This is a genomic window from Delftia sp. CH05 (assembly GCF_009827015.1).
GTDB classification, from domain to species: Bacteria; Pseudomonadota; Gammaproteobacteria; order Burkholderiales; family Burkholderiaceae_C; genus Comamonas; species Comamonas tsuruhatensis.
The window spans coordinates 66461-89481 of record NZ_WUMG01000020.1; the positions used below are offsets into that span (position 1 = coordinate 66461).

Genomic DNA, 23021 nt, shown 5'->3' on the forward strand with positions numbered 1-23021 from the left:
GGGCATTCGTTTCTTCAACCTGTTTTTGGACACTCTTTCGCCATGAATGACGACGCCCGCATGCAAGCCATTGTTTTCGACGATTTCGGCGGCCCCGAAGTGCTCGTGGCCCGCGACGTGGCCCGGCCCGAAGTCCGGCCCCATGACCTTCTGGTGCGCAATGCCTCCATCGGCGTGAACCGTGCCGATGTCTCGCACCGCAAGGGCGCCTATGGCCGCGCCCACTTTGGCGAATCCGACCTCATGGGCCTGGAGATCGCCGGCACGGTGGTGCAAGTGGGCGCCGAGGTGCAGGGCTTCGCCGTGGGTGACCGCGTCATGGGCATCGTGGGCGGCGGCGCCTATGCCGAGCTGTCGCGCATCGACCACCGCATGGCCATGCATGTGCCCGAGGGCCTTTCGCTGACGGATGCCGGCGCGGTGGCCGAAGTCTTCGTGACGGCGCATGAGGCGCTGTTCCACCTGGCCCAACTGCAGCCTGGCGAAGCCGTGCTCATCCACGCGGCCGGCAGCGGCGTGGGCTCGGCGGCGGTGCAGCTGGCGCATGCGGCCGGGGCGCGCGTGTTCGCCACGGCCAGCGGCGACAAGCGGGCGGCTGTCTTGGGCCTTGGCGCCGACGTGTTCATCGACTACCGCAGCGAAGACTTCCAGGCCGTGGTGGCCGAGCAGACCGGCGGCCAGGGTGTGGATGTGGTGGTGGACTTCATCGGCGCCCCGTATCTGGAGCGCAACCTGCGCTCGATGGCCATGGGCGGGCGCATGGTCTGCGTGGGCCTGCTGGGCGGCGCGCTGGCGGCGGCCGTGCCCATGGACGTGCTGCTGTACAGGCACCTGAGGATCTTCGGCACGGTGATGAAGTCGCGCCCGCCCGAAGTCAAGCAGGCCATGGTCCGGCGCTTTGCCCAGCGCTGGCTGCCCGCGCTGGCGGCCGGCACCATCCGCCCCGTGATCGACAGCACCTGGCCGCTGGCCGAGGCCGCGCAGGCGCACCGGCGCATGGAGTCGGGCCAGAGCGTGGGCAAGCTGCTGCTGATTCCCGGGCAGGGCGGTCAATAGGGCACTCAATAGGGCGCTCAATAGGGCGGCCAGGCCGCATCCCCCGCGTCCACGGTCGCGAACATGGTGCGCACGGTGTGCGTGAAATGCGGCCGCGTGATGTCGCTCCAGGCCGTGGCGCGCACCTGCAGCCAGGCCGGGCAGCCCAGCACCTCGGGGTTTTGCAGGTCATAGCAGGCCAGGGACAGCGGGCCGCCGTCGTGGTTCAGGTAGCGGCGTGAATGGATGTTGCCCTGCACGGCGGCCAAGCCCGGCATGTGTTCTTCGTCGTACCAGCGAAAGATCTCGGGCGCCCAGCCTTCGGCCGGGTCCATCTCCACCGTGTAGTGGGCATGGCGCTGCTGCCCGTGCGAGGCGCCGGGCCGGTCGAAGGCCAGCGTCAGCCTGGACGCCGCAAGGTTTGATGCGGCCGGCAGCATGGCCTGCGCCGCCGCCTGCACGGCAAGCACTGCAGGCCGCGAGACGCCGATGCGGCCCGGCAGCTCCACATAGACGTAGATGCGCCCCGTGCTGGCCGACCAGGCGAATCGCTGGACGGTCAGGCGCACGCCCAGGCCTGCCGCCTGGGTGAGGGCGTCGCCAAACGCAGGACCGTAGGCGCTTCTTGCGAATGCCTTGGCGCTTGCCAGGCAGGGCGCTGCCATCGTCCATTGCAGCAGCAGGCAGTCGGCAGGTATGCGGGAATCAGCCATGCCTTCAGTGCCCGATATGGAATGCGGTGAGAAAGCGCGAGACCATGTTGTAGGCCGCGATGGTGGCCACCAGGTCCACCTGTTCCTGCGCGCTGAAGCGGGCCTGCACCTGGGCGAACAGCGCGTCGGCGACGGTGATGTCGCGCGTCATGGCATCGGTCAGGCGGATGGCAAGGTGCTCTTGCTCGGTCCACGGCGCATCCGCGGCGCAGGGGATGCTGCGGGTCGCCTCGATGGCCGCATCGCTCTTGCCCGCCTTGTGGGCATGGGGTACATGGGCATTGAATTCATAGGGCGCGCCGTTGAGCACGGCCACGCGCAGGATGACCAGCTCGCGCAGCCCTGCATCCAGGCTGCTGCGATTGCGTACGGCCGACAGCATCTGCTCCCATCCGTGGGCGATGGGTGGGCTGTTGAGCAGCACCTGGTACAGCTCGGAAATGCGGCCGCGTTCGGCCAGGATGCGCGATTCCACAGCCGCCAGTTCGGGGCGGGTTCCGGGGAGTACGGGTTGGATTCTCATGGGGGCTCGCTTCAGTCGGGGGTGATGCCGTTGGCGCGTACCACGCGGCTCCATTTGAGGGTGTCGGCCTGCAGCGCCCTGGCCAGCTCGGCCGGCGTGCTGCCCACGACTTCGGTGCCAGCGGCTTCCAGGCGGCTTTTGACCGAGGGCGTGTTCAGCGCCCGCTGCACGGCCTGGCTCATTTTTTCGGTCTCGGCCGCTGGCGTGCCCTTGGGGGCGAACAGGGCGTACCAGTTGTCCGAATCCACGCCGGTGATGCCGATCTCGGCAAAGGTCCTGACCTCGGGAAAGCGCGGGTGGCGCCGGCTGGCGGCAATGGCAACGGGCTTGAGCTTGCCGGCGGAGATCTGTCCGATCAGCCCGGGAATGTCGCCAAAGAAACCATCGACATGGCCCGCCACCACATCCGTGATGGCGGGCGCGGCGCCCTTGTAGGGAATGTGGGCGAGCTGGATGCCCGCATGCTCTTTGAGCAATTCCATGGCCAGGTGCGGCACGCTGCCCGTGCCGGACGAGGCCATGGTCAGCGGTGTACGGGCCTGGCGTGCGGCTGCCACGAACTGCGCGCCGTTGCCGTAGGGCGCCTTGGCGTTGACCACCAGCATCTCCACGTTGCTGACCACCAGCGACACCGGTGCGAGGTCGGTGGCCGGCTTGTAGCCGAGCTTGGGGTACAGCGCCGGGTTGATGGCCACGGCGCCCACGCTGGTCAGCCACAGCGTGCGCGTGTCCGGCTGTGCGCGCGATACGTATTCGGCCGCAATGGCGCCGTTGGCACCGGCCTTGTTCTCGACCACGACGATGCTGCCCAGCTCCTTGCCCAACTGCTCGGCCAGCGTGCGCGCCACGAAGTCCACCGGGCCGCCCGGCGGAAAGGCCACGACGATGCGCGTCATCTGCGGCTGCGCGGGCGCAAGCGCGGGCCATGCGGCGCAAACCAGGGCAGCGAGGGGCGCCAGGGCCGCCAGCGCCATGGACAGGCAGCGCCTGCGGCGGGTGGAAGGGATGCTTGTCATGGATGTCTCCTTTTATGGGTATCTGTGGGCAGGGCGACCGGCGATGAGCCACAGGCGACAGGCGCCGTGTGCGGTCCTCAGAACCGGTACAGCCGCTGCGGGTTGTCCACCAGCAGGGCCTGCCGCAGCGCTGGCGTGGGCGCGATGTCGGCCAGCGCATCGACCAGCAGGCCGTCGTCGGGCACGTGCGTGTGGTTGGGGTGGGGCCAGTCCGTGCCCCACAGGCACTGCGTGGGAAAGCGCTCCACCAGCAGGCGCGCCAGCGGCTTGCCCTGGGCATAGGGCGGCTGGCTGTCGATGCGGTCCACGCCGCTGACCTTGACGTGGAACTGCGGCTGGTCGGCCAGCAGCTGCATCAGCGCCTGGAAATCTGCATGCCCTGCGCCCAGGCGCGCATCCACGCGCCCCATGTGGTCGATCACCACGGGCACGGCACTGGCTTGCAACTGCCGGCCCACCGTATGCACCAGGCTGCTTTCGAAATGCACCTGCAGATGCAGTCCGGCCGCGGCCAGGCGCGGGGTCAGCGCCAGAACGTCTTCAATGCGGGCGCCGGCCAGGTGCCGCATGAAGTTGAAGCGCACGCCCCGGAACCCCGCACCCGCCAGCCGCGCCAGCTCGCCATCGGACACATCGGCGGCCACCAGCGCCACGCCCAGGTAGTTGCCGCCACCGGCGGCAATCGCGTCCTGCACCGCACTGTTGTCCAGGCCATGGCAGGCGGACTGCACGATCACGCAGCGCGACACGCCCAGGTGGCGGTGCAGTGCAAACAGCGTGTGCTTGCCCGCGTCCGCCGGGGTGAAGCTGCGCCCGGCCGCATACGGAAACTGGGTGCCGGGACCGAACACATGCACATGGGTATCGCAAGCGCCCGCAGGCAGCTGCAGCGCGGGCTTGGAGGGGGACAGGGCGTAGGTGAGTTCAGGCATGGGGCTTTGCAACAAGGCAGCGACAGCGAAGGCTTGTGGCGATTGTGGGCGGGCTTGCCGCGAATGAGGCATAGACTTGGCTGATACCTGCTATCAGCCAAAAGCATGCTGAAAGCCCTTGCCAAGGAGAACCATGGACCTGACGCGCCTGAGCTATTTCGCTGCGGTGGCCGAGGCCGGCAGCTTCAGCCGCGCCGCCGCCGCCCTGCATTTGTCGCAACCGGCCCTCAGCCGACAGGTGCTGTTGCTGGAGGGGGAGCTGGGACAGCGGCTGCTGGAGCGCACCGGGCGCGGCGTGGTGCTGACCGAGCCGGGCCAGGCGCTGCTGCAGCATGCGGCCGGCATCTTTGCGCTGGCCGCGCAGGCCGAATCGGACATGCAGGACCGGCTGCGCAGCCCGCGCGGGCGCATCAGCATCGGCCTGCCGCCCTGGGTGGCGCGCTCCATCGCCGCAGACCTGGTGCAGGGCTTTTTGCAGCAGTACCCCGACGTCACCATCTCCATCGAGGAGAACCTGAGCATCAGCCTGCGCGAATGGCTGATCGCCGGGCGCGTGGACATGGCCCTGCTGTTCGATCCCCCGCACTCGCCGCAGATCACCACGGAGACCCTGCTGCGCGAGCCGCTGGTGCTGGTCAGCAGGCATGCGCTGCCCGCCAAGGTCCGCATGGCGGCGCTGTCCCAGCGCAAGCTCGTCATGGCGCGCGGCCCCAACGCGCTGCGCAAGCTGCTGGAGAGCTACACCGTGCCGCGCGGCGTGCCGCTGCACATGCTGGCCGAGGTCGATTCCGTGCACACCGTGCTCTCGCTGGTGGCCCGGGGCATGGGCGACTCCGTGCTGCCGCTGAGCGCCATCCAGGGCACGGCCTCGCCTTCGCAGCTGTCGATCGCGCAGATCATCTCGCCCGTCGTGCGCAACCGCCTGGTGCTGGCCATTCCGCGCGCACGCCCGTCCACCCGCGTCACGCGCTTTGCAGAGCAGCTGATCAAGCGGGTGGTGAGCGAGCGGCTGGGCTTGCCGGGTTGATCCGACAGCTGTTGAACGGCCAGTGCGAAGCCCTGGCCCGCACTCAGCCCAGCTTGTGCCGCGTCCTGAGCAATCCCAGGCCCAGCGCGATGAAGGTGCCGCCCACGATGCGGTTGAACAGCCTGGCGTGCGCCAGCACGTGGCCCTTGATCATGGAGATCAGCAGCACATAGCAGGCGTGCGAGATCAGGGCGCACACCGCGAACGTGGTGGTCAGCACCAGGTACTGCGTGAGCAGCGGCTCGCCCGGGATGACGAATTGCGGGAACAGCGCGGAGAAGAACAGGATGGCCTTGGGATTGGTCAGCGACACGCCCAGGCCCTGCGCCACCAACTGCCAGTTCCCGCGTTCACGCCGGTGGGCAGGCGCCAGGCCGGCGTCGCTGCCCAGCAGCGCGTCCTTGCTGCGCCAGCGCTTGACGCCCAGCCAGATCAGGTACATGGCGCCTGCCACCTTCATGACCAGAAATGCGTGGGCCGACATGCTGAGAATGGTGCCCATGCCGATCATGGCCAGCCCGGAGACCACGAAGATGCCCACCGAGCTGCCCAGCGAACTCAGGGCCGTTCGCCTGGCGCCCACGTCCACCGAGTTGGAGATGGCCAGCAGCACTGCCGGGCCGGGAGTGAAGCACATCAGCAGCGAGACGCCGCAGAAAACAAGCCAGTGGGCGATGGTCATGGTCGGTGCGAGGAGGCCGTGGGAAGACAGCCGGTATTCTCGTTCAATAACGCCCCCTGCGTGGCCCCGGGGTTGCCGGCCGCCCCGGCCCGTGCAAACAGATGCATGGCCCAGCCCGCGCAGGCCGCCGCGCAGGCCCAGACCAGCCCCCAGCCCTGGGCCGACAGCAAGTGCGGAATGGCCAGCGGCACGAGGAAGCACACCGCGAACACCGAGGTATTGGCCATGCCCAGCGCCGTGCCCGCGCGGGCCGCGCCGGCCAGCCCGGCCAGCTGCGTGTAGGCAACGCCGTGCCAGGCGGACACGCAGATACCGCACACGCCCAGCATCACCATCAGCACCAGGCCCATGGCGGGCGACACTGCCGATGCGCCCGGATGGCTGCTCCAGCTCAGGGCCGCCATGCCCGCGAACAACGCCAGGGTGAGCTGGCAGCAGGCGCGCAGAAAGGCCGGGCGGTTCTGGCGCCTGTCAGTCCAGCGGCCGCTGCAGATGCGCAGGGCCATGGAGGCGAGCTGCACGACCGACATGACGGCCGCCGCCACGCCCAGCCCCAGGTGGGCATGGTCATGCAGAAACACCGTTCCGAACGAGAGCACGGCGAACTGCGGGGCGCACAGGATGCCGATGCCGGCGGCCATGCGCCAGGCTTGCCGATCGCGCAGGGGCCCTGGCGCAGATGGCCCGGCCCGGCCTGGCGCAGCGGCCTTGCCTGAGGCCGGGGCATGCGATGGCTCCTGAATCCACAGCGCTGCAAACACCGCCGCCGCCAGGCACAGCGCCGCCAGCACGCCATAGACGGCGGCAAAGCCTGCATGCGTGGCCAGGCCGGTCAGCAAGGGGGCGCCAATGGCGCCGCCCAAGGGCACGGCGGTCTGGCGGATGCTCATGGCCAGGCCGCGCTCGCCTTCGGCAAACCAGCCCATGACGGCCCGGCCACTGGCACCGTTGACGCTGCCGCCCAGCAGCCCCACCAGCACCAGCCCGCCGGCCAGCAGGCCGAACGAAGGGATATGGTCCGGCGATGGCGAGGCCCAGAGCGCCATCGCCGCCAGGGCCAAGGCCGTGCCGCACAGGCCCAGCAGCAGCACCGGCCGGTCGCCCCAGCGGTCCGTCAGCAGGCCCCAGGGCAGTTCGCTGAGCGCAATGCCCAGGCCCATCAGCCCCAGCGCCAGGCCCAGCGTCTGCGTGTCCAGCTGGTAGCCCGAACGCATGAGGATGGCCGTCATGGGGATGCCGCTGAAAGCCACGGAAAACGCGGCGTTGGCGATGACGCCAGCGGCCAGCACCTTCCATCGGTGGCGGGGCGGGCGGGGGGAAGCCAAGGGGCTGGGATTGGCGCTGTGGCCGGCAGGAGAAGAGGTCATGGCCGGCAGTATGGTCAGCCCCAACCATCCTGAAAATCACATAATTTCGTATCTACAATCCAGTTTTTCAGCACGATGAAGGCTTGGCAATGACACGTGTGCTCTATGACCTGGATGTGCTGCGCACGTTTTGCACCGGCGTCGAACTGGGCAGTTTCGCCCGCGCCGCGGACAAGCTCGGCCGCTCCACCTCGGCCGTCAGCGCCCAGCTCAAGAAGCTGGAATCCCAATGCGGCACGCCCTTGCTGCGCAAGTACGGCCGGGGGCTGGTGCTGACGGAGGCCGGAGAAACCCTGCGCGGCTACGCGCTGCGCCTGCTCGAACTCAACGACCGCGCCGTGGCGGCCGTGCGCGGCAGCGAACTGCGGGGCCTGGTGCGCCTGGGCCTGCAGGAGGACCTGGGCGAAAGCGTGCTGCCCCATGTGCTGGGGCAGTTCGCGCGCGCCCATCCCCATGTGCGCATCGAAGCCAGCGTGGCCCGCAGCGATGAACTGCGCGAGCGCATCGCCCTCGGGCAATTCGACCTGGCCCTGCTATGGGATGCGGGCGTGAACCACGCGTGCGTGCATGGGGAGCACATCATGCGGCTGCCGCTCCAGTGGATTGGCCCGGCATCCATGGACGCGGCCGACGCCGGCTGGGCACGCTGGCGCAGTGGTGCAGCGCAGGACGACGACGTGCTGCCCCTGGCCATGCTCGATGCGCCTTGCCCCTTGCGGGACATCGTGACGGCTGCGCTGGACAAGAAGGGCATGGCCTGGCGCCATGCCTTCAACAGTGCCAGCCTGTCCGCCGTCTGGGCCGCCACGGCTGCAGGCCTGGGCCTGTCCGTGCGCACGCCGTTCGGCCTGCCCGCGCACGTCAAGCCGCTGGATGCGCAGGCCCTGGGCCTGCCGGCCCTGCCGTCCATGGATCTGATCCTGGGCCGTGCCACGCTCGATGCGCCAGCGCCCGTGGACCGGCTGGCCAGCATCCTGGTCGATGCGGTGCGCGAGCATATGCGTGCGCAGAAACTCGATATATAGGGCTACTTCTTCGCAACCAGGCCACTGAAGTATTCATTGAGGTCGCGGAAATCCTTCACGGTCCAGGCATGGGGCGGCACCTTCACCCCGTTTTCCCGCAAGGTCCTGGGAATCAGGTCGCCATTGGGGCGAAGAATGACGGACGAGACGATCACGCCCGGATAGTCATGGAGCCTTTTTCTGAACGCGGCGGTCGCCAGGTCGGGGGTGGGTGGATTGCTCTTGTTGGCCAGCGGGCCCGTACCCTTGGCGTCTGCCCCGTGGCACATGGCGCATCTGGACAGGTAGAGCTGCTTTCCATTGCTGTTGTCTGCAAGGCAGGGCAATGCCTGAATGCACAGCGATATTCCCAAGGATACGGCGACGATTGTTTTCATTGACTCGCGGATATTTTTTGGTATGAATCTGATCCGCCGCGATCATATGGTCCTGCACGGCCGCCCACGAAAAAGCCCTGCAACGCAGGGCTTGTCAAAGAAGCAGGGCGCGCGCCCGGCTTATTTCTTGGCGTACTCGAATTTGGGCAGCGCCTTCAGCGCGTCCTTGGTGGCGCCGGGCAGCGTGATCTTGTTGTTTTCCACGCGGAACTGGTTCACCGGAATGGCCACGTCATGCTTGCCCATGCCCAGGAAGCCGCCGGCGCCGACGATGGCGTAGGAGACCGCCTTGTCGGGTGCGACGATCACGTCGTCGATCTTGCCCACGGCCTTGCCTTCCTCGTTGTAGACGCTCTTGCCCAGCACGGACTTCTTCAGGCTCCAGCCCGTGGCCACGGCCTGGACTTCGGTGGCCGCCACGCCCAAGGTGGTGGTGCCCGCCACGGGCTGTGCCCAGCTGGTCGAGGCCGTGGCTGCGATCAGCGCGGTTGCGATCAAACCCATCTTCAGCGTCTTGAGACCTGTCATAGAGAACTCCTGGAAAACAAAATTTGAAGCCCTCATTAGGAGTGCAGCCCGGCAGCGGCGAGATCGGAAAACCAAGCAAAGCCATGTCAGCCGATCCAGCGCCACGGTGAGGAGACTGCCTACAGTCGTCCCGCCAATTGCCTGCGCCTGCGCCCGGCATGCCATGGCCAAGGCCCTTCATTTCCCCTGTGCGTATCGATTGCGCTCTTCGACGAATTTCCTGATTTCCGATGCCTCCATGGGCCTGCTGAAATAGTAGCCCTGTATCTCATCGAACCCCAGCGAAACCAGCAGATCGAAGACTTCGGCGCTGTCAACGCCTTCTGCCACAAGGCGGTAGCCAAGGTCCGAGGCCATGGTCATGATGGATTTGAGCACGGCCAGCGCCCGTTCATTGGTATCGACGTCGCAGACCATGGAGCGGTCTATCTTCAATATCTCGGCAGGCAGATTCTTGAGTGACGCAAGATTGGAGTAGGCGGCACCAAAATCATCCAGTGCGACCTGGATTCCGAGTTTTCTGATGTGCTGAAGCGCCTGGACCGTGCCGTGGCCTGTCAGCACATCGCTTTCGGTGCACTCGATCACGATATTTTCCAGGGCAACGCCATATTGACTGCACATGGCGTTGAGGTAGTCCGGAAAATCGACCTCGTCCAGATTGCGCGGCGAGACATTGATGGAGACCTGGAGGTCGAGACTTTCCGCTTTCCAGGCCGCAACCTGCGCCAGCGCCGTTTTGATCACGAACCGCGTCAGGCCATGGATCAACGGCGTGGCTTCCACCAGGGGGATGAATTCGCTGGGCGGGATTTCCCCCATTTCCGGGTGCTTCCAGCGGATGAGCGCCTCCAGCCCCTTGCAGCTGAAACTGCGGTTGTCGAATTTGGGCTGGTACACCAGCCGCAGCTGCCCCTTGTCCAGCGCATGCCCAAAGTCCCGCAATAGCCGATAGGATCTTCGCTGGCGGCTGTCCTCGTTCTCCTCATAGCGGTGAAGTGACCGATGGTTGTGGCCAGCCTGCTGCACGGACACCATGGCCTTGCGAATGACATCATCGACCTCGGCCTGGGCCAGGCGGAACCGCACCACGCCTGCCCGGGGCTGAAGTTCGAACCGGAGATCGGCACTGGTGATGGGCTTTTGCAGGTGTTTCAGCAATTGCCTGACCAGGGCCTCTTCATCTTCTTGCCTGCCCGCGCTGATGATCCAGGCAAACCTGGCCAAGCCCACGTGGTACACGGTTGCGTGCGGCCCCGTCATGTCCGTGACGGCCTTCGCAATGTCACGCAGGAGCTGCTCGACATAGTTCAAGCCCAGCGCATTGCTCATTTCCAGCAGGCTGCAATGGTTGATCGCTTCCATCAATACCAGGCTGCGTGCCTCCTGCGGGGCCACAATGCAAAGGCTGTTCAGGTCGCACTGGAGCTGCGAGCGATTGTGCAAGCCCGTGACCTCGTCCACTTTTCCAATGCTGTGATGGTATTGGATCTGAGCCTGCACTATCGCAGCCATGGCGGCCAGTTGCCGGCCTTGCTCTTCAGAGAAGGTTCTGGGTCGGGTATCGATGATGCACAGGCTGCCGATGGCATGGCCGGATTTCATGATCAGGGGAACGCCGGCATAGAACCTGATGTTCGGTTGGCCGGTTACCAGCGCATTGCCTGAGAACCTGCGGTCAAGGTGCGTGTCAGGAATCACCATGATTCCTTCGTTTCTGATGGTGTGGTCGCAGAAGGCGTCCGTGCGCAGGCTGCCGTCCATGTCCACACCTACGGGCGCCTTGAACCATTGCCTGTGCTCGTCCAGAACCGTGATGATGGCAATCGGCACCATGAACATCTGGCTGGTCAGCTGGGTGATGCGCTGAAATTCCCGTCTGGCGGTCATGTCCAGGATTTCAGCGGTCTGAAGTCCGAGCAGTTGCTCTTTCTCGGATTCGGTAGTCCAACGGGTGAGCATCGATTTCCTGCCTCAGTGAACCCACATCATGAAAATCCCGCTCCGCTTTGGCCGAAGGAATTACTGAACATCCAGCAGCGGCAACAGCTCCTGCAATTTGGCCAGCGCACCAGGGCCTTCAAGCTTGGAAATCGTGCCCAGATGTTCTGTATCTTCCACAATCACATAGGCCATGGACCACTTGGCGAAACGCCTTTGATCAATGCGCGTTTGCGGGAACATCGGCGTGAAGTTGATATGTCTTTCGTCGCGCGAGATGGACTCCACCAGCAAACCCAATTGCCGTGCCGGCCCTTCGACATACTGAAAGAAACGTTCCCCGTCGAAAACCAGCATGCCCGTGATCCCGGCCGACCCGTTGAACGAGCGTGCGGTCTTGATGATGCCCGCGATGCAGGTGGTGTCGGCCCCTGGTGCCAACTGACTGTGATAGAGGAAGCACTCCAGAGAACTCTCCTGCATAACCTCGCGCCTTTCTGTGTTGTAGGCCGGCGATGGTATGGCCTGCGCGGGACGGTCCACGTAGGTGTGCAACCCGTTGTTGCATATGTAACCATCCCAGCCTCCAGCGCCTGCTGCATCTGGCGCTGGTCAGCCTTGGTCTGCAGATGGGCTGGCCCATCTGCATGGGTATCTGCATGGGTGCATGGGAGCGGCGATGGCAGCCCGCTGGCTGCGGGCGCTCATGGCGAATCAGCCTTTGCGCAAATCTCCCGTACGCACCCGCGCAGCCAGCGGTGCGCAGCATCGGCATGCAGCCTGGGATGCCAGAGCAATGAAACCGTGATCTGCGGCATGGAGACCGGAAGGGGGAAGCTGTGCATTTGCGCGCGCAGGTTGCCGGTGTGCCGTTCGGGAACGCTGGCGATCAGGTCGCTGGCGCGGGCCAGGGCCAGCGCGGTGGAAAAGCCGCCGACGGTCGCGACGATCTGCCGCTGCAGGCCGAGCGCATTCAAGGCTTCATCAATGGGCCCCTTTTCCTGCCCCCGCCGGGACACCAGGATATGCCTGCCGCTCGCATAGCGCGCGGGTGTGATCTCGCCCTGGCTCAGCGGATGGCCCTGGCGCACGACGCCGATGAAACGGTCTCGGAACAGCGCCTGCGCGCGCACCTCCGGACCTATCGTGCTTGCGACAACGCCGGTCTCCAGGTCGACCGTCCCGTCGCGAAGCGGGCCGCTGTCCTTGTTGGTCTTTTGCACGAAGCAAAGCCGTACGCCGGGCGCTTGCTGGCCCACGCGGGCAATGAGGTCCGGTCCGAAATTCTCCACGAAGCCTTCGCTGGTGCGCAGCGTGAACGTGCGCACCAGTTGTCCGAGGTCGGGCTGCCCGGCAGGGCGCAGAACAGCTTCCGTGTCCTGCACCAGCTGGCTGACCCGCTCGCGCAGCTCAAGCGCTCGCGGTGTGGGAACGAGACCCCGCCCGGCCCTGACCAGCAGCGGATCGCCGGTGGTCTCACGCAGCCGCGCCAGCGCCCGGCTCATTGCCGACGGGCTCAGCCGCAACCGCTGGGCCGCGCGCGCAACGTTTCCCTCCGCAAGGAGCACATCCAGGGTGACAAGCAGGTTGAGATCGGGCTTCGGCATGGATTGACCGTAGCACAGCGGGTAGTGACATGGCGTCAAACGCATGAATAAAGTGAGAGCAGTGCGCCTTCCGCCATGCCAGGCACGGCACTAGGCTCCTGAGAACTTGAATATGGGAGTCGCCAAAGATGAAGTCCACGTCGAAACCGATCGGTGCCGGAACAGGTGGGGCAGGGGCCGGCAGTGCGCAACAGGGGCCGCCGGTCCGGTGGGTGCTGGCCAGCCTTTCGCTGTCCATGCTGCTGTCCTCGCTGGGCACCAGCATCGCCAACGTGGGATTGCCCACCTTCGCGCAGGCGTTCAACGCGTCCTTCCAGCAGGTCCAGTGGATCGTCCTGGCCTATCTGCTGGCCATCACCGCCCTGACCGTCAGCGCCGGCCGGCTTGGCGATGTCCTGGGCCGCCGAAGGCTGCTGCTGGCCGGCATCGTCCTGTTCACGCTGGCCTCGGTCCTTTGCGGCCTGGCTCCCAATCTCTGGCTGCTGATTGCCGCCCGGGCGGTGCAGGGCCTGGGCGCGGCCATCATGATGGCCCTCTCCATGGCGCTGGTCGCCGAGACGGTTCCGAAGGCGAGGACCGGTAGCGCGATGGGCCTGCTCGGAACGATGTCCGCGATGGGCACCACCCTCGGTCCAGCACTCGGCGGATATCTGATCGCCGGACCCGGCTGGCGGGCCATCTTCCTCATCAACCTGCCGCTGGGCGTCCTGACATTCCTTCTCGCGCATCGATACCTGCCCGTGCATCGCCAAGGGGCGCAGGCGGATCGGGCGCGCTTCGACCACCTGGGCACCTTGCTGCTCGCTCTGACGCTTGTGGCCTATGCACTCGCCATGACGCTGGGGCGCGCAAGCTTCGGTTCGCTCAACGGGGCTTTGCTGTCGGCCGCGGCCTTCGGCGTCGTGCTCTTCGCGAGGGCCCAGGCGGCAGCCGCATCGCCATTGATCCGATTGGAGCGGTTCCGCGATCCGGGCTTCAGCGCGAGCCTGGCCATGAATGCGCTCGTCTCGACGGTGATGATGGCGACGCTGGTGGTCGGGCCGTTCTATCTGTCTCGCGGGCTCGGGCTTGACGAAACCACGGTCGGGCTCGTGATGTCGGTGGGCCCGTTCATCGCCATCCTGAGCGGTGTCCCGGCCGGCCGTGTCGTCGATCGCCTGGGCGCTGCCCCCATGGTCATCGCCGGACTCATCGCCATGGCGGCGGGCGCATTCGCCCTGTCCGTGCTTGCGGCGATGTTCGGTGTTGCGGGCTACGTTGCCGCCATCGCCGTCCTGACCCCTGGCTACCAGCTGTTCCAGGCCGCCAACAACACGGCCGTCATGGCCGATGTCGCTGTGGACCAGCGTGGCGTGATGTCGGGCATGCTCGGGCTGTCGCGCAACCTCGGGCTCGTCACCGGGGCATCCGTGATGGGGATGGTGTTCGCGTTCGCGTCAGGGACGGCCGACATCGCCGCGGCGCATCCCGGGGCCATTGCCCACGCGATGCGGATCACGTTCGCAGTCGCGGCAGTGCTGGTCGTGGCTGCGCTCGCGATTGCGATTGCGGCTGCGATTGCGGCTGCGGCTGCGGCTGCGGCCGCAAGCCGCGCTCCCGCGACCGCCGCGGCTACACCACGGCAGCGCTGAACGACTCCGGCAGCCGTGCAAGCAGATGGGACAGCCGTTGAAGACCGGCGTGCAGGCGTCCACGGTCCTTGATGCTGCCCAGGGAGATGCGGATGGCATTCACGGATTCGCTGCCGGTGGCGAATGCCTGCGCGGGCGTGACGGCGATGCCCTCGCTGTCGGCGGCACGTGCCAGCTGGGCGCTAGTCCAGTACCCCGGCAGCTCCAGCCATACATGCAGGCCGTCTCCGGCGCCGCTGTACCGCCCCGCCAGGATGTCCCTGGCCATCCGGTGGCGCAGGCGCGCCTCCTTGCGCACGCCGTCCATCAATTGCCCGGCCGAACCATCGAGGATCCACTGCGTGGCCAGCGCGGCCGTCACCGGAGTGGCCATCAGCGCAAAGGACCTGAGCGCCACCAGGAAGCGCTGGCGTTCATGCGGGTCGCGCATGAGCACGAAGGCCACGCGCAGGCCGGGCGTCAGGCATTTGGACAGGGTCGAGATGTAGTACACCTGCTGCGGGGCGAATGCGGCAATGGGCGGCGGCGGGGCGTCGGCCAGCAGCCAGTAGGGGTCGTCCTCGACGATGCGCACCTGGCAGCGCCTGGCTACGCTGGCCAGCTGCTTGCGCCGGCCTTCCGACATGGTGATGGCGGTCGGGTTCTGCAGTGTCGGATTGAGGTAGACCAGCGCCGGCCTGTGCTCGCGGCAGGCCCGCTCCAGCATCTCCGGCACCATCCCCTGCCTGTCCGCCTGCACCGCCAGGATGCGCCGGCCGAACTGGGCCGCTGCGGCACGCAGGCCGGGATAGCTGGCGGGCTCCGCCAGGATCACGTCGCCCGGCGCGGTCAGCGCAAGAATCAGGGCGGCGATCGCCGCCTGCGCCCCGGGGCAGACAACGATCTGCCTGTCATCCAGACTTCCAAACATCGGCTCCAGCCATTGGGCTGCGGCCTTGCGGTCGGAATCGCTGCCCCCGCCCAGGTGGTAGGTCATCAGCAGCTGGGCATCGGCCCTCATCAATACCTGCGACAAGCCCTGTTTGAGCATGTCGTCGAAGTCCACGCCCTCGGGCGGCGGCGGGGTGTTCATGCTCAGGTCGAGCACCGAGCTCCATTCGACCTTCGGCGCCGCGACATAGGTGCCTCGCGCGCCGCGTCCCTCCAGCAGGTGGCGCCGCCGGGCCTCGTCGTAGGCGCGGGTGATGGTCGTCAGGTCCACATCCAGCTGCGCTGCCAGCAGGCGCTGCGGAGGCAGGCGGTCACCCGGTTTCAGCGATCCGTCCGCCACCGCTGCCTGCAAGGCATCCGCAATCTGCAGAAAACGGGGGCCGCGCTGCACGGCCAGGCGCGGCAGCCAGCTTGGCAAAGAGTCATCTTGCATGGTTTTCAGCAGCGATGTTTGGGTCCATGTATGGAAATTGCTTTTGGGTAGTATGCGCCACAAGGTGTGGCAGCACCGTGCTTGCATGGCCGTCGCTGACGCTCTGCCTCTCATGTCCGGGAGGGGGGCTCCCCACCGTGGACAGTGCCAAGTCATTGGCTGGAAGTTCTCAAAATGATCGATTGGATCCCCGTAGTCTTCGTCACGTTCAAGGCGCTCGTGTTCGGCACGGCCATGTTCTTCGCCATCAAGTGGCATTACGACCAAGGCAAGAAGAAGGGGGCGGACAGGCGCGAGCTGCTCATTGCGGGCGGCAAGATCGCTGCCGTCTTCACGCTGCTGCTGCTGTGCGTGCTGGCCTTCACCTTCGGCCTTGCCAGGATGCTCGGCATGGATCTGAGCCTTCCCTGAAGGCAGGCACTGGCGGGCCTCAGTGCACGGGCCGGTTCAGCCGCCTGCTCGCCCTTGATATCGCGTAGTTCACAAGGCAGTAGAGCACCGCCACCACAAGGTACACGGGCACCAGCGCGTGGTAGTTGGCAATGAGCACCTTGGCGTTCTGCATGAGCTCGCCGTAGGTGACGATGTAGCCGAAGGTGGTGTCCTTGACCACGATGACCAGTTGCGCGACCAGCGCCGGCACGATGAAGCGCACCGCCTGGGGGAAGACGACGAACCGGAAGACCTGGACCTCGGTCAGTCCCAGGCTTCGCGCGGCATCGGTCTGGCCGCGTGGCACGGCAAGCACGCCCGCGCGGTAGACCTCGGCCACCACGGCGGCGGTGCTCAGGCCTATGGGCAGGGTCAGCATCCAGTAGGTGCTCAGCTTGATGCCGGCGGCGGGCAGCACCAGAAAGCAGACATAGATCAGCAGCAGCGTGGGCGTGCCGCGCAGGAATTCGATGACGGCGACGCTGGGCCAGCGCACGATGCGGGGCCGCGCCAGGCGCCCCGCCAGCAGCACCAGCCCCAGGGCCAGCGCAATCACGGCGGCCATGGCCGACGATGCCAGCGTGCCGAGCAGGCCCTTGGCCAGAAAGGCCCAGGTGGTGGGCCAGGCGAAGAATTCCCAGAACCGGGCCTCGAGCTGGCCTGCCGAATGAAAGCGCAGCGCGATGCCCGCGGCCAGCGCCAGCAGCAGGGCCGCCGCGATCAGGCTGGCCACCTGCGTGACCCGCCGGGCCTGCGGGCTGGGTGCGCCAAACAGAATGTCTTCCAGAGAACGGCTCATCGCAGTATCCGCAGCTTCTTTTCCAGGATGGCGCCCGCCCAGGCGATCAGCAATCCGGTGGCCACGTACATCGCGGCGGCCACGGCGAAGGCGGCCATGCCGGCAGCGGAGTCGTTGGCGATCTTGGACACGAGCGAGGTGAGTTCCCGGCCCGCCAGCGGCACCTGGGATGCCAGCGAGGTGGACAGCATCAGCGCAATGAGCAGCGACGTCATCGGCTGCACCACCGAGCGCAGCGCCTGCGGCAGCACCACGGCCGAGATGATCTGCATGGGCCGCATGCCCAGGCTGAGCGCGGCCTCGATCTGGCTGCCGGCGATGGTGTTGATGCCCGCGCGCAGATAGTCCGCCGTGAACGCGGAACACACCAGCGCCAGGGCCAGGACCACGCTGGGCTCATAGTCGATCACGACGTTGAGATCGGGCAGCGCGAACACGATGAAGATCAGCAGCGCCACGCTGGGGATGTTGCGGAAGATCTCGACGTAGCCCGTCAGCACGAAGCGCAGCGGCGGCAGCGGAAGCAACCTGAGCACCGTGACGACCACGCCCAGCAGGAAGCCGGGCAGGAACGAGAACGCGGTGAGCTTCCAGGTCAGCAAGAGGGCCTGCCAGAAGGCAGGCCCGTGGTCGGCGAGGAGTCTGGAGACGTCACCCATCGCTCAGGGCAGGGCGGGCGGCGTGGGAACGGCCGTGCTGCCGGTGCGCTGGCCGATGGAGATGGTCCACAGCTTGGCCCAGGTGCCGTCGGCTTCGATTTTCTTCAGGAAGGCATTGATGAAGGCCACGCCGTCCGAGCCCTTGGGCAGGCCGATGCCATAGGAATCCTGCGTGCCGAAGGGCGCGCCCGCCAGCCGCGCGTCGCCGGTGCCCAGGCTCAGGGTGTTGAGCAGCAGGGTGTAGTCGGTCACATAGGCGTCCACGCGGCCCTGGCGCAGAGAGTCCAGCGCTTCCTGGTGCGTCTGGAACTCCTGCACGACCGCCTTGGGCGCGTGCTGCGCCAGGATGGCAGGCCCCGTGGAGCCGGCCTGCGTGGCGACCTTCTTGCCGCCCAGATCGCTGTACGACTGCACGGTCTTGTTGCTTGCCTTGACCAGCACCCCGGCCTGCGAGGTGTAGTAGGGGCCGGCAAACGAGATCTTCTCGGCACGGGCAGGGGTGATGGAGTAGGTGGCAATCACCATGTCCGCCTGGTTGTTGATCAGCACCTGCTCGCGCGTGGACGAGGTGACCTGCGCGAACTGGTACTTGGAGGCATCGCCCAGGATGTAGCGCGTGAGCAGTTGGGCCAGGCCTGCGTCGAAGCCGCGGATCTTGCCGTCCTTCTCGTTGAGCAGGGAAAACAGATTGGAGGTCTGGGTGCTGCCCAGGCGCAGCGTGCCGGTCTGCTTGATCTTGCTGGCCCAGGTGCTCGATGCGATGGTCGCGGCGTCGGCGACGGGGCCTTGCGCAATCAGGGCGTCGAACGCCGCTGTGTTCAGGGGCGCGCCCTGCGCAAAGAGCGAACCGCTGCCCACGATCGCCAGTGCCACCACGGTGGATTTCAGAATGGATTGGATCGGCATGGGGTCTTCCTGCTGGGTCTGTGATGTAAATCTGGGGATGGCTGCCAGGGGCAAGGGCCGATTATGGCGACTCGCGGCCCTTGCCGCCGCACAAGGGCTCAGGCCCCGGCCACGCGCTGCCCCGGCGCAATGGTGGGGGGCGCGGCGTTGAGCGTCTCGATCGCAAAGCCGGCAGCGGCCTTGTATCGGGCCATGAAGCCCTCGCGCTCCTCGCGTGGCAGCACCTCGTCGATATGGTCGAAGACGCCGCCGCAGCGCTCGTCCACCAGCCCCAGCAGGCCGAAGGGGCCGGCCCCCCGGTTGCGCAGCACCAGCGCCGAGAGGTCCTTGCACAGCCTGTCCTCATAGGCGCGCAGCGCCTGCGGGCCCACGCCGTGGGCAAGGAACTGCGCACCCAGCACGCGCGCGTCCACGATGGCCTGGCTGGCGCCGTTGGAGCCCACCGGGTACATCACATGCGCCGCATCGCCCAGCAAGGCCACGCGGCCGTCCACCCAGGTGGGCACGGGGTCGCGGTCGATCATGGGGTACTCGAAGACATCCGTGGCGCCGCGCAGCATGGCCGGCACGTCCAGCCAGCCGTAGTCCCAGCCGTCGAAGTGGTGGATGAATTCCTCCAGCGCCACGCGCCGGTTCCAGTCGCCCTGCCGCCAGCCGCCCTGGTTGTCCACCGTGATCTCGGCGATCCAGTTGATGGTGGCCAGGCCCGTGACGGGGTCCGGCGGCGTGATGGGGTACAGCACCACGCGATGGCGCAGCGAGCCCACGCCCACGAAGGACGCGCCGGTGCGCACCGGCACCCCGGGCGTGGTGCCGCGCCACATGATGGCGCCGCCCCACTGTATGGGCGGCTGCGTGGGGTGCATCTGCGCGCGCACGGCCGAGTGCAGGCCATCGGCCGCCACCAGCAGCGAGCCCTGCACCTCCAGCCGCTGGCCATCGCGGGTGTCGATGAGGGCGGTCACGCCCTCGGCATCCTGCCGGTAGCCCACCACGCGCCGGCCCAGCTGCACGGCGTCGTCGCCCAGGCGCTGCCTGACGGCGTTGAACAGCATCATCTGCAGCTGCCCGCGGTGCACCGCGTACTGCGGCCAGCGGTAGCCGGCCTGCAGCCCGCGCGGCTCGGCATACACCTCGTTGCCGTTGCGCCCGACCAGCGCCCATTCCCGGGCCTGCAGGCCGATGGTGTCCAGCACATCGTTGCTGAAACCCAGGTCATGCAGCTCCCGCACCGCGTTCGGCTGCAGGTTGATGCCCACGCCCAGCGGCTGCAGCTGCGCCACCGACTCGAACACGATGCAGGGCACGCCGATCTGGTGCAGCGTGAGGGCAGTGGCCATGCCACCGATGCCGCCGCCGGCAATGAGCACGGGGCGGGATGGATTGTGGTGTGAAGCAGCAGCAGACATGCCGGGATTGTCCATGCAATGGCTGCGGGCGGATGTCCCATCTGCGGCGCGTGCATGGCGCAAACAATGTATGATGATCATCATGCGAAACACAAATTCCAGCGCCCGGGCTTCCGCCAAGGAGGCCACGCATGAGCGCATCGTCTCCGTGGCGGCGCGTGCCATCCGCCGCAGCGGCTATGGCGGCACCGGGGTGGCGGACATCATGAAGGAGGCGGGCCTGACGCATGGCGCCTTCTACGCCCACTTCGCCTCGCGCGATGCCATGCTGGCGGAAGCGGCGGGCAAGGCCTGCGCGGAGTCCTGTGCCGCCGTCGCCGACGTGGTGGCCAAGGCGCCGCCCGGCATGGCGCTGCAGGCCATGCTGGCCGCCTATCTTTCCAAGGAACATGTCCAGCGCGCCGAGTTGGGCTGCCCCCTGGCGGCCCTGGGTTCCGAGACCTCGCGCCAGGCGCCGGAGGTGCGCCGCGTGGCCACGGGCCACATCAAGGAAATGGTCGATCTCATCGCCCGCCAATCACCGGACTGGGGACAGCCCGGTGCCCACGAGCGCGCTCTCGTCACCTTGTCCACCATGGTCGGCAGCCTGCTGCTGGCTCGGGCGGTGGATGATCCGGCCCTGTCCGACAGCCTGCGCGAGGCAGCACTCAAGCACCTGGCGCCAGCCAACCAGTGATGGCGCATGCCCAGTGCATGTGCCAGGATTTTTTTTGCCGTTACATATGATGATCATCATATAAAGGAAGACCATGAAGGCATTTGTTCTGGAAAGCTATGGAGCGAACCGCGCCTTGCAGCTGGCAGACGTACCCGAGCCGCAGCTGCGTGACGACGAAGTCCTGGTCCAGGTCCATGCCGCAGGCGTGAACCAGCTGGACTCCAAGATCAAGGATGGGCAATTCAAGCTCATCCTGCCCTATCGCCTGCCCCTGATCCTGGGCCACGACGTGGCCGGCGTGGTGGTCAAGGCCGGCCCGCGCGTGCGGCAGTTCAAGCCCGGTGACGAGGTCTATGCACGCACGGACGATTTCCGGATCGGCACGTTCGCGGAGTTCGTGCCGGTCAGGGAGTCGTCGCTGGCGCCAAAACCCAAGGGGCTCACGATGGAAGAGGCCGCCTCCATTCCCCTGGTGGGCCTGACGGCCTGGCAGGTCCTGGTCGAGACGGCCCGGCTGGCCAGGGGGCAGAAGGTCTTCATCCAGGCCGGCTCCGGCGGCGTGGGCACGTTCGCCATCCAGCTGGCCCGGCACCTGGGCGCCGCTGTGGCCACCACGACGAGCGCGGCCAACTTCGAGCTGGTCAGGGGCCTGGGCGCGGATGTCGTCATCGACTACCGCACGCAGGACTTCGAGGACGTCCTGCACGACTACGACGTGGTGCTCAACAGCCAGGACGGCAAGGCGCTTGGCAAATCCCTGCGCGTGCTCAAGGGCGGCGCCAAGCTGGTCTCCATCTCCGGCCCACCCGATCCCGCGTTTGGCAGAAACATCGCGGCGCCCGCATTCGTGCGGCTGGTGATGCGGCTGCTCAGCTCCGGCATCAGGCGCCGGGCGCGAAGCCGTGGCATCGACTACTCCTTTGTCTTCATGAAGGCCGACGGCGGCCAGCTGCGCGAGATCACCCGCCTCATCGAGGCGGGCGCCATCCGCCCGGTCGTGGACAAGGTCTTCGCATTCGAGTCCACCAACGAGGCCCTTGCCTATGCCGAAGGCGGCCACGCAAAGGGCAAGGTCGTCATCAAGATCCGTTGAATCTGTTTTCCCCCCCCACCCCTGGAGTGCTCCATGAAAATTGAAAACGCTGTTGTTCTCGTCACCGGTGCCAATCGCGGCATCGGCCTGGCTTTCGCACGCGAGCTGCTTGCCCGTGGCGCCCGCAAGGTCTACGCCGGCGCGCGCGACCCCGCCACCGTCACCCAGCCCGGCGTGCATGCCCTGCAGCTGGACGTGAACCGCCCGCAGGACGTCGCCGCCGCCGCAGCGCAGGCGTCGGACGTCACGCTGGTGATCAACAACGCCGGCATCGCGCAGCCCGGCGGCTTTCTCGCGCCCGACAGCGAAGAGGTCGCCAGGCGCATCTTCGAGACCAACTTCTTCGCCGTGCTGCGCATGAGCCAGGCCTTTGCGCCGGTTCTCAAGGCCAACGGCGGCGGGGCCTTGCTCAATGTGCTGTCGGTGGCCTCCTGGGTCAATGGCGGCGAACTGGCCGCCTACTCGGCCAGCAAGTCGGCCGCCTGGTCGCTCACCAACGCCCTGCGCAGCGAGCTTGCAGGGCAGAAGACACAGGTGCTGGGCCTGCACATGGCCTATGTCGATACCGACCTCACGCGCGGGCTTGACGCACCGAAGTCCAGCCCCGAGGACATCGTCAGCCGCGCGCTGGACGGACTGGAGGCCGGGCTCGATGAAGTGCTGGCCGACGAGCTCACCCAGCAGGTCAAGCGCGGCATGACGGCGGCCCGGCCAAGCTATCTGCCGCAGGGCGCCTGAGCCTGGATGACCGCCGCAGCCCGTGGCCGGACCATCAACACAGGCCGGGCCATGAAGTGCGCGCCATGGCAGATCGCCGTGCTCTCCCCGGGCGTGTGCCTGGGAATCTGCGGCCAGTGCAACGCAGGGCTGACTGTGGTGCTGAGTACGGCGCTGAGTGGGGGCTGAACGCAGGCTGACTGGCGCGCTGGCGCGTCAGCTGCTGCCGTCCAGCCCGGGCGCCGGCCGGCGCTCAAGCAGTTGCGCCATGGCCCGGGCAGCCGCCTCGGCCGCTTCGGCGCGGCGCATCTCGGCCGCGTCTTCGAACCCGCAGCCCATGGCCTGGGCCTCGGTGCCGGCGTAGTCGGCCAGCGTCTCGGCGCTGTCGCGGATGCTTTGCAGGGCGCGGGCCACCACGTCCAGGTGGCGATGGCCCTTGGGCGTCTCCAGCCATGCAAGGGCCAGCTGGGCGATGGAGGAGATCTCTGCACAGCCTTGCTGCACGAGATGGTCCACCTGGGTGAGGGCATTGGACAGCTGCCGGGTGCTGTGGCTGTCCGTGGTGGGGGAGGGCTGGGCGG

The 23021-nt window shown here is 66.9% G+C and carries 26 protein-coding genes; 9 read left to right on the forward strand and 17 right to left on the reverse strand.

Annotated elements, in window-relative coordinates:
* Positions 1–42: 42 nt before the first annotated feature.
* Positions 43–1056, forward strand: coding sequence for an NAD(P)H-quinone oxidoreductase (locus tag GRX31_RS16870; RefSeq protein ID WP_034366753.1), 1014 nt, complete (start codon positions 43–45; stop codon positions 1054–1056).
* Between the two features lie 17 nt (positions 1057–1073).
* Here the strand turns inward: GRX31_RS16870 and GRX31_RS16875 are convergent, their stop codons facing one another.
* The 4 genes from GRX31_RS16875 to GRX31_RS16890 all read right to left on the reverse strand — a co-directional run bounded on the left by GRX31_RS16875 (position 1074) and on the right by GRX31_RS16890 (position 4219).
* A complete protein-coding gene (locus tag GRX31_RS16875; protein ID WP_160853819.1) occupies positions 1074–1748 on the reverse strand; it encodes a hypothetical protein in 675 nt (224 codons plus the stop codon).
* A gap of 4 nt (positions 1749–1752) precedes the next feature.
* Positions 1753–2271 carry a carboxymuconolactone decarboxylase family protein gene (locus GRX31_RS16880; RefSeq protein ID WP_016451460.1) on the reverse strand — a complete coding sequence of 173 codons (519 nt, stop codon included), beginning with the start codon at positions 2269–2271 and terminating at the stop codon, positions 1753–1755.
* A gap of 11 nt (positions 2272–2282) precedes the next feature.
* Positions 2283–3287, reverse strand: coding sequence for a Bug family tripartite tricarboxylate transporter substrate binding protein (locus GRX31_RS16885; protein WP_160853821.1), 1005 nt, complete (start codon positions 3285–3287; stop codon positions 2283–2285).
* Positions 3288–3364: 77 nt separating this feature from the next.
* Complete coding sequence (locus GRX31_RS16890) at positions 3365–4219, reverse strand: amidohydrolase family protein (protein ID WP_061289477.1); 855 nt, start codon at positions 4217–4219, stop codon at positions 3365–3367.
* A gap of 133 nt (positions 4220–4352) precedes the next feature.
* On the opposite strand from GRX31_RS16890, the gene GRX31_RS16895 reads away from it, so the two are divergent.
* Entirely contained in the window at positions 4353–5246 is an 894-nt protein-coding gene (locus GRX31_RS16895) for a LysR family transcriptional regulator (protein WP_016446401.1), read from the forward strand.
* A gap of 43 nt (positions 5247–5289) precedes the next feature.
* Here GRX31_RS16895 and GRX31_RS16900 read toward each other — a convergent pair whose 3' ends face one another.
* Both GRX31_RS16900 and GRX31_RS16905 read right to left on the reverse strand, forming a co-directional pair.
* A complete protein-coding gene (locus GRX31_RS16900; protein ID WP_016451462.1) occupies positions 5290–5928 on the reverse strand; it encodes a LysE family translocator in 639 nt (212 codons plus the stop codon).
* A complete protein-coding gene (locus GRX31_RS16905) occupies positions 5925–7295 on the reverse strand; it encodes an MFS transporter (RefSeq protein ID WP_160853823.1) in 1371 nt (456 codons plus the stop codon). The genes GRX31_RS16900 and GRX31_RS16905 overlap by 4 nt, the downstream gene beginning before the upstream one ends.
* A gap of 89 nt (positions 7296–7384) precedes the next feature.
* Between GRX31_RS16905 and GRX31_RS16910 the strand changes: the two genes are divergently transcribed.
* On the forward strand, positions 7385–8320 hold the full coding sequence (locus tag GRX31_RS16910; protein WP_160853837.1) for a LysR substrate-binding domain-containing protein: 936 nt from the start codon (positions 7385–7387) through the stop codon (positions 8318–8320).
* A 2-nt stretch (positions 8321–8322) separates the two neighbouring features.
* Here GRX31_RS16910 and GRX31_RS16915 read toward each other — a convergent pair whose 3' ends face one another.
* From GRX31_RS16915 to GRX31_RS16935, 5 genes are all read right to left on the reverse strand, one after another.
* Entirely contained in the window at positions 8323–8697 is a 375-nt protein-coding gene (locus GRX31_RS16915) for a c-type cytochrome (RefSeq protein ID WP_016446397.1), read from the reverse strand.
* A 120-nt stretch (positions 8698–8817) separates the two neighbouring features.
* A complete protein-coding gene (locus GRX31_RS16920; protein WP_016446396.1) occupies positions 8818–9225 on the reverse strand; it encodes a PRC-barrel domain-containing protein in 408 nt (135 codons plus the stop codon).
* Positions 9226–9402: 177 nt separating this feature from the next.
* Positions 9403–11187, reverse strand: a complete 1785-nt coding sequence (locus GRX31_RS16925; RefSeq protein ID WP_126312958.1) for a putative bifunctional diguanylate cyclase/phosphodiesterase — start codon at positions 11185–11187, stop codon at positions 9403–9405.
* Between the two features lie 60 nt (positions 11188–11247).
* The gene (locus GRX31_RS16930) at positions 11248–11721 is read right to left on the reverse strand and encodes a BLUF domain-containing protein (protein ID WP_223275322.1); all 474 of its coding nucleotides are present in this window, start codon (positions 11719–11721) and stop codon (positions 11248–11250) included.
* A 149-nt stretch (positions 11722–11870) separates the two neighbouring features.
* Complete coding sequence (locus GRX31_RS16935; protein WP_160853825.1) at positions 11871–12773, reverse strand: LysR family transcriptional regulator; 903 nt, start codon at positions 12771–12773, stop codon at positions 11871–11873.
* Between the two features lie 128 nt (positions 12774–12901).
* Between GRX31_RS16935 and GRX31_RS16940 the strand changes: the two genes are divergently transcribed.
* Positions 12902–14404: an MFS transporter gene (locus GRX31_RS16940; protein ID WP_160853827.1), complete on the forward strand. Its 1503-nt coding sequence runs from the start codon at positions 12902–12904 to the stop codon at positions 14402–14404.
* Here the strand turns inward: GRX31_RS16940 and GRX31_RS16945 are convergent.
* Positions 14385–15767 carry an aminotransferase-like domain-containing protein gene (locus GRX31_RS16945; protein ID WP_061289484.1) on the reverse strand — a complete coding sequence of 461 codons (1383 nt, stop codon included), beginning with the start codon at positions 15765–15767 and terminating at the stop codon, positions 14385–14387. The genes GRX31_RS16940 and GRX31_RS16945 overlap by 20 nt on opposite strands.
* Before the next feature lie 174 nt (positions 15768–15941).
* Here GRX31_RS16945 and GRX31_RS16950 point away from each other — a divergent pair, with 174 nt between their 5' ends.
* On the forward strand, positions 15942–16178 hold the full coding sequence (locus GRX31_RS16950; protein ID WP_016446390.1) for a hypothetical protein: 237 nt from the start codon (positions 15942–15944) through the stop codon (positions 16176–16178).
* A gap of 19 nt (positions 16179–16197) precedes the next feature.
* Here the strand turns inward: GRX31_RS16950 and GRX31_RS16955 are convergent, their stop codons facing one another.
* The 4 genes from GRX31_RS16955 to GRX31_RS16970 all read right to left on the reverse strand — a co-directional run bounded on the left by GRX31_RS16955 (position 16198) and on the right by GRX31_RS16970 (position 19972).
* A complete protein-coding gene (locus GRX31_RS16955) occupies positions 16198–16998 on the reverse strand; it encodes an amino acid ABC transporter permease (protein WP_133074060.1) in 801 nt (266 codons plus the stop codon).
* Positions 16995–17657, reverse strand: coding sequence for an amino acid ABC transporter permease (locus GRX31_RS16960; RefSeq protein ID WP_046238349.1), 663 nt, complete (start codon positions 17655–17657; stop codon positions 16995–16997). The genes GRX31_RS16955 and GRX31_RS16960 overlap by 4 nt, the downstream gene beginning before the upstream one ends.
* A gap of 3 nt (positions 17658–17660) precedes the next feature.
* Positions 17661–18563 (reverse strand): glutamate ABC transporter substrate-binding protein, encoded by a 903-nt coding sequence (locus GRX31_RS16965; protein WP_160853829.1) that lies wholly within the window; start codon positions 18561–18563, stop codon positions 17661–17663.
* Positions 18564–18661: 98 nt separating this feature from the next.
* Entirely contained in the window at positions 18662–19972 is a 1311-nt protein-coding gene (locus tag GRX31_RS16970) for a flavin-dependent oxidoreductase (RefSeq protein ID WP_160853831.1), read from the reverse strand.
* A gap of 70 nt (positions 19973–20042) precedes the next feature.
* On the opposite strand from GRX31_RS16970, the gene GRX31_RS16975 reads away from it, so the two are divergent.
* From GRX31_RS16975 to GRX31_RS31190, 4 genes are all read left to right on the forward strand, one after another.
* A complete protein-coding gene (locus GRX31_RS16975) occupies positions 20043–20648 on the forward strand; it encodes a TetR/AcrR family transcriptional regulator (RefSeq protein ID WP_034366735.1) in 606 nt (201 codons plus the stop codon).
* A gap of 73 nt (positions 20649–20721) precedes the next feature.
* Complete coding sequence (locus GRX31_RS16980) at positions 20722–21723, forward strand: NADP-dependent oxidoreductase (RefSeq protein WP_160853833.1); 1002 nt, start codon at positions 20722–20724, stop codon at positions 21721–21723.
* A gap of 33 nt (positions 21724–21756) precedes the next feature.
* Positions 21757–22461, forward strand: coding sequence for an SDR family oxidoreductase (locus GRX31_RS16985; protein WP_016446383.1), 705 nt, complete (start codon positions 21757–21759; stop codon positions 22459–22461).
* A 6-nt stretch (positions 22462–22467) separates the two neighbouring features.
* Positions 22468–22629, forward strand: coding sequence for a hypothetical protein (locus GRX31_RS31190; RefSeq protein WP_442874086.1), 162 nt, complete (start codon positions 22468–22470; stop codon positions 22627–22629).
* Between the two features lie 27 nt (positions 22630–22656).
* Here the strand turns inward: GRX31_RS31190 and GRX31_RS16990 are convergent.
* Positions 22657–23021 (reverse strand): hypothetical protein (locus tag GRX31_RS16990; protein WP_160853835.1); only part of this gene is annotated, 365 nt, incomplete at its 5' end.

Excerpts from the sequence above, each read along its gene's own strand:
- GRX31_RS31190 (WP_442874086.1), top strand. The coding sequence starts at position 22,468 with ATGACCGCCGCAGCCCGTGGCCGGACCATCAACACAGGCCGGGCCATG.
- GRX31_RS16950 (WP_016446390.1), top strand. The coding sequence starts at position 15,942 with ATGATCGATTGGATCCCCGTAGTCTTCGTCACGTTCAAGGCGCTCGTG.
- GRX31_RS16885 (WP_160853821.1), bottom strand. The coding sequence starts at position 3,287 with ATGACAAGCATCCCTTCCACCCGCCGCAGGCGCTGCCTGTCCATGGCG.
- GRX31_RS16880 (WP_016451460.1), bottom strand. The coding sequence starts at position 2,271 with ATGAGAATCCAACCCGTACTCCCCGGAACCCGCCCCGAACTGGCGGCT.
- GRX31_RS16870 (WP_034366753.1), top strand. The coding sequence starts at position 43 with ATGAATGACGACGCCCGCATGCAAGCCATTGTTTTCGACGATTTCGGC.
- GRX31_RS16980 (WP_160853833.1), top strand. The coding sequence starts at position 20,722 with ATGAAGGCATTTGTTCTGGAAAGCTATGGAGCGAACCGCGCCTTGCAG.
- GRX31_RS16955 (WP_133074060.1), bottom strand. The coding sequence starts at position 16,998 with ATGAGCCGTTCTCTGGAAGACATTCTGTTTGGCGCACCCAGCCCGCAG.
- GRX31_RS16935 (WP_160853825.1), bottom strand. The coding sequence starts at position 12,773 with ATGCCGAAGCCCGATCTCAACCTGCTTGTCACCCTGGATGTGCTCCTT.
- GRX31_RS16960 (WP_046238349.1), bottom strand. The coding sequence starts at position 17,657 with ATGGGTGACGTCTCCAGACTCCTCGCCGACCACGGGCCTGCCTTCTGG.
- GRX31_RS16910 (WP_160853837.1), top strand. The coding sequence starts at position 7,385 with ATGACACGTGTGCTCTATGACCTGGATGTGCTGCGCACGTTTTGCACC.
- GRX31_RS16940 (WP_160853827.1), top strand. The coding sequence starts at position 12,902 with ATGAAGTCCACGTCGAAACCGATCGGTGCCGGAACAGGTGGGGCAGGG.
- GRX31_RS16890 (WP_061289477.1), bottom strand. The coding sequence starts at position 4,219 with ATGCCTGAACTCACCTACGCCCTGTCCCCCTCCAAGCCCGCGCTGCAG.
- GRX31_RS16985 (WP_016446383.1), top strand. The coding sequence starts at position 21,757 with ATGAAAATTGAAAACGCTGTTGTTCTCGTCACCGGTGCCAATCGCGGC.
- GRX31_RS16925 (WP_126312958.1), bottom strand. The coding sequence starts at position 11,187 with ATGCTCACCCGTTGGACTACCGAATCCGAGAAAGAGCAACTGCTCGGA.
- GRX31_RS16900 (WP_016451462.1), bottom strand. The coding sequence starts at position 5,928 with ATGACCATCGCCCACTGGCTTGTTTTCTGCGGCGTCTCGCTGCTGATG.
- GRX31_RS16945 (WP_061289484.1), bottom strand. The coding sequence starts at position 15,767 with ATGCAAGATGACTCTTTGCCAAGCTGGCTGCCGCGCCTGGCCGTGCAG.
- GRX31_RS16905 (WP_160853823.1), bottom strand. The coding sequence starts at position 7,295 with ATGACCTCTTCTCCTGCCGGCCACAGCGCCAATCCCAGCCCCTTGGCT.
- GRX31_RS16975 (WP_034366735.1), top strand. The coding sequence starts at position 20,043 with ATGATGATCATCATGCGAAACACAAATTCCAGCGCCCGGGCTTCCGCC.
- GRX31_RS16895 (WP_016446401.1), top strand. The coding sequence starts at position 4,353 with ATGGACCTGACGCGCCTGAGCTATTTCGCTGCGGTGGCCGAGGCCGGC.
- GRX31_RS16915 (WP_016446397.1), bottom strand. The coding sequence starts at position 8,697 with ATGAAAACAATCGTCGCCGTATCCTTGGGAATATCGCTGTGCATTCAG.
- GRX31_RS16965 (WP_160853829.1), bottom strand. The coding sequence starts at position 18,563 with ATGCCGATCCAATCCATTCTGAAATCCACCGTGGTGGCACTGGCGATC.
- GRX31_RS16875 (WP_160853819.1), bottom strand. The coding sequence starts at position 1,748 with ATGGCTGATTCCCGCATACCTGCCGACTGCCTGCTGCTGCAATGGACG.
- GRX31_RS16920 (WP_016446396.1), bottom strand. The coding sequence starts at position 9,225 with ATGACAGGTCTCAAGACGCTGAAGATGGGTTTGATCGCAACCGCGCTG.
- GRX31_RS16970 (WP_160853831.1), bottom strand. The coding sequence starts at position 19,972 with ATGTCTGCTGCTGCTTCACACCACAATCCATCCCGCCCCGTGCTCATT.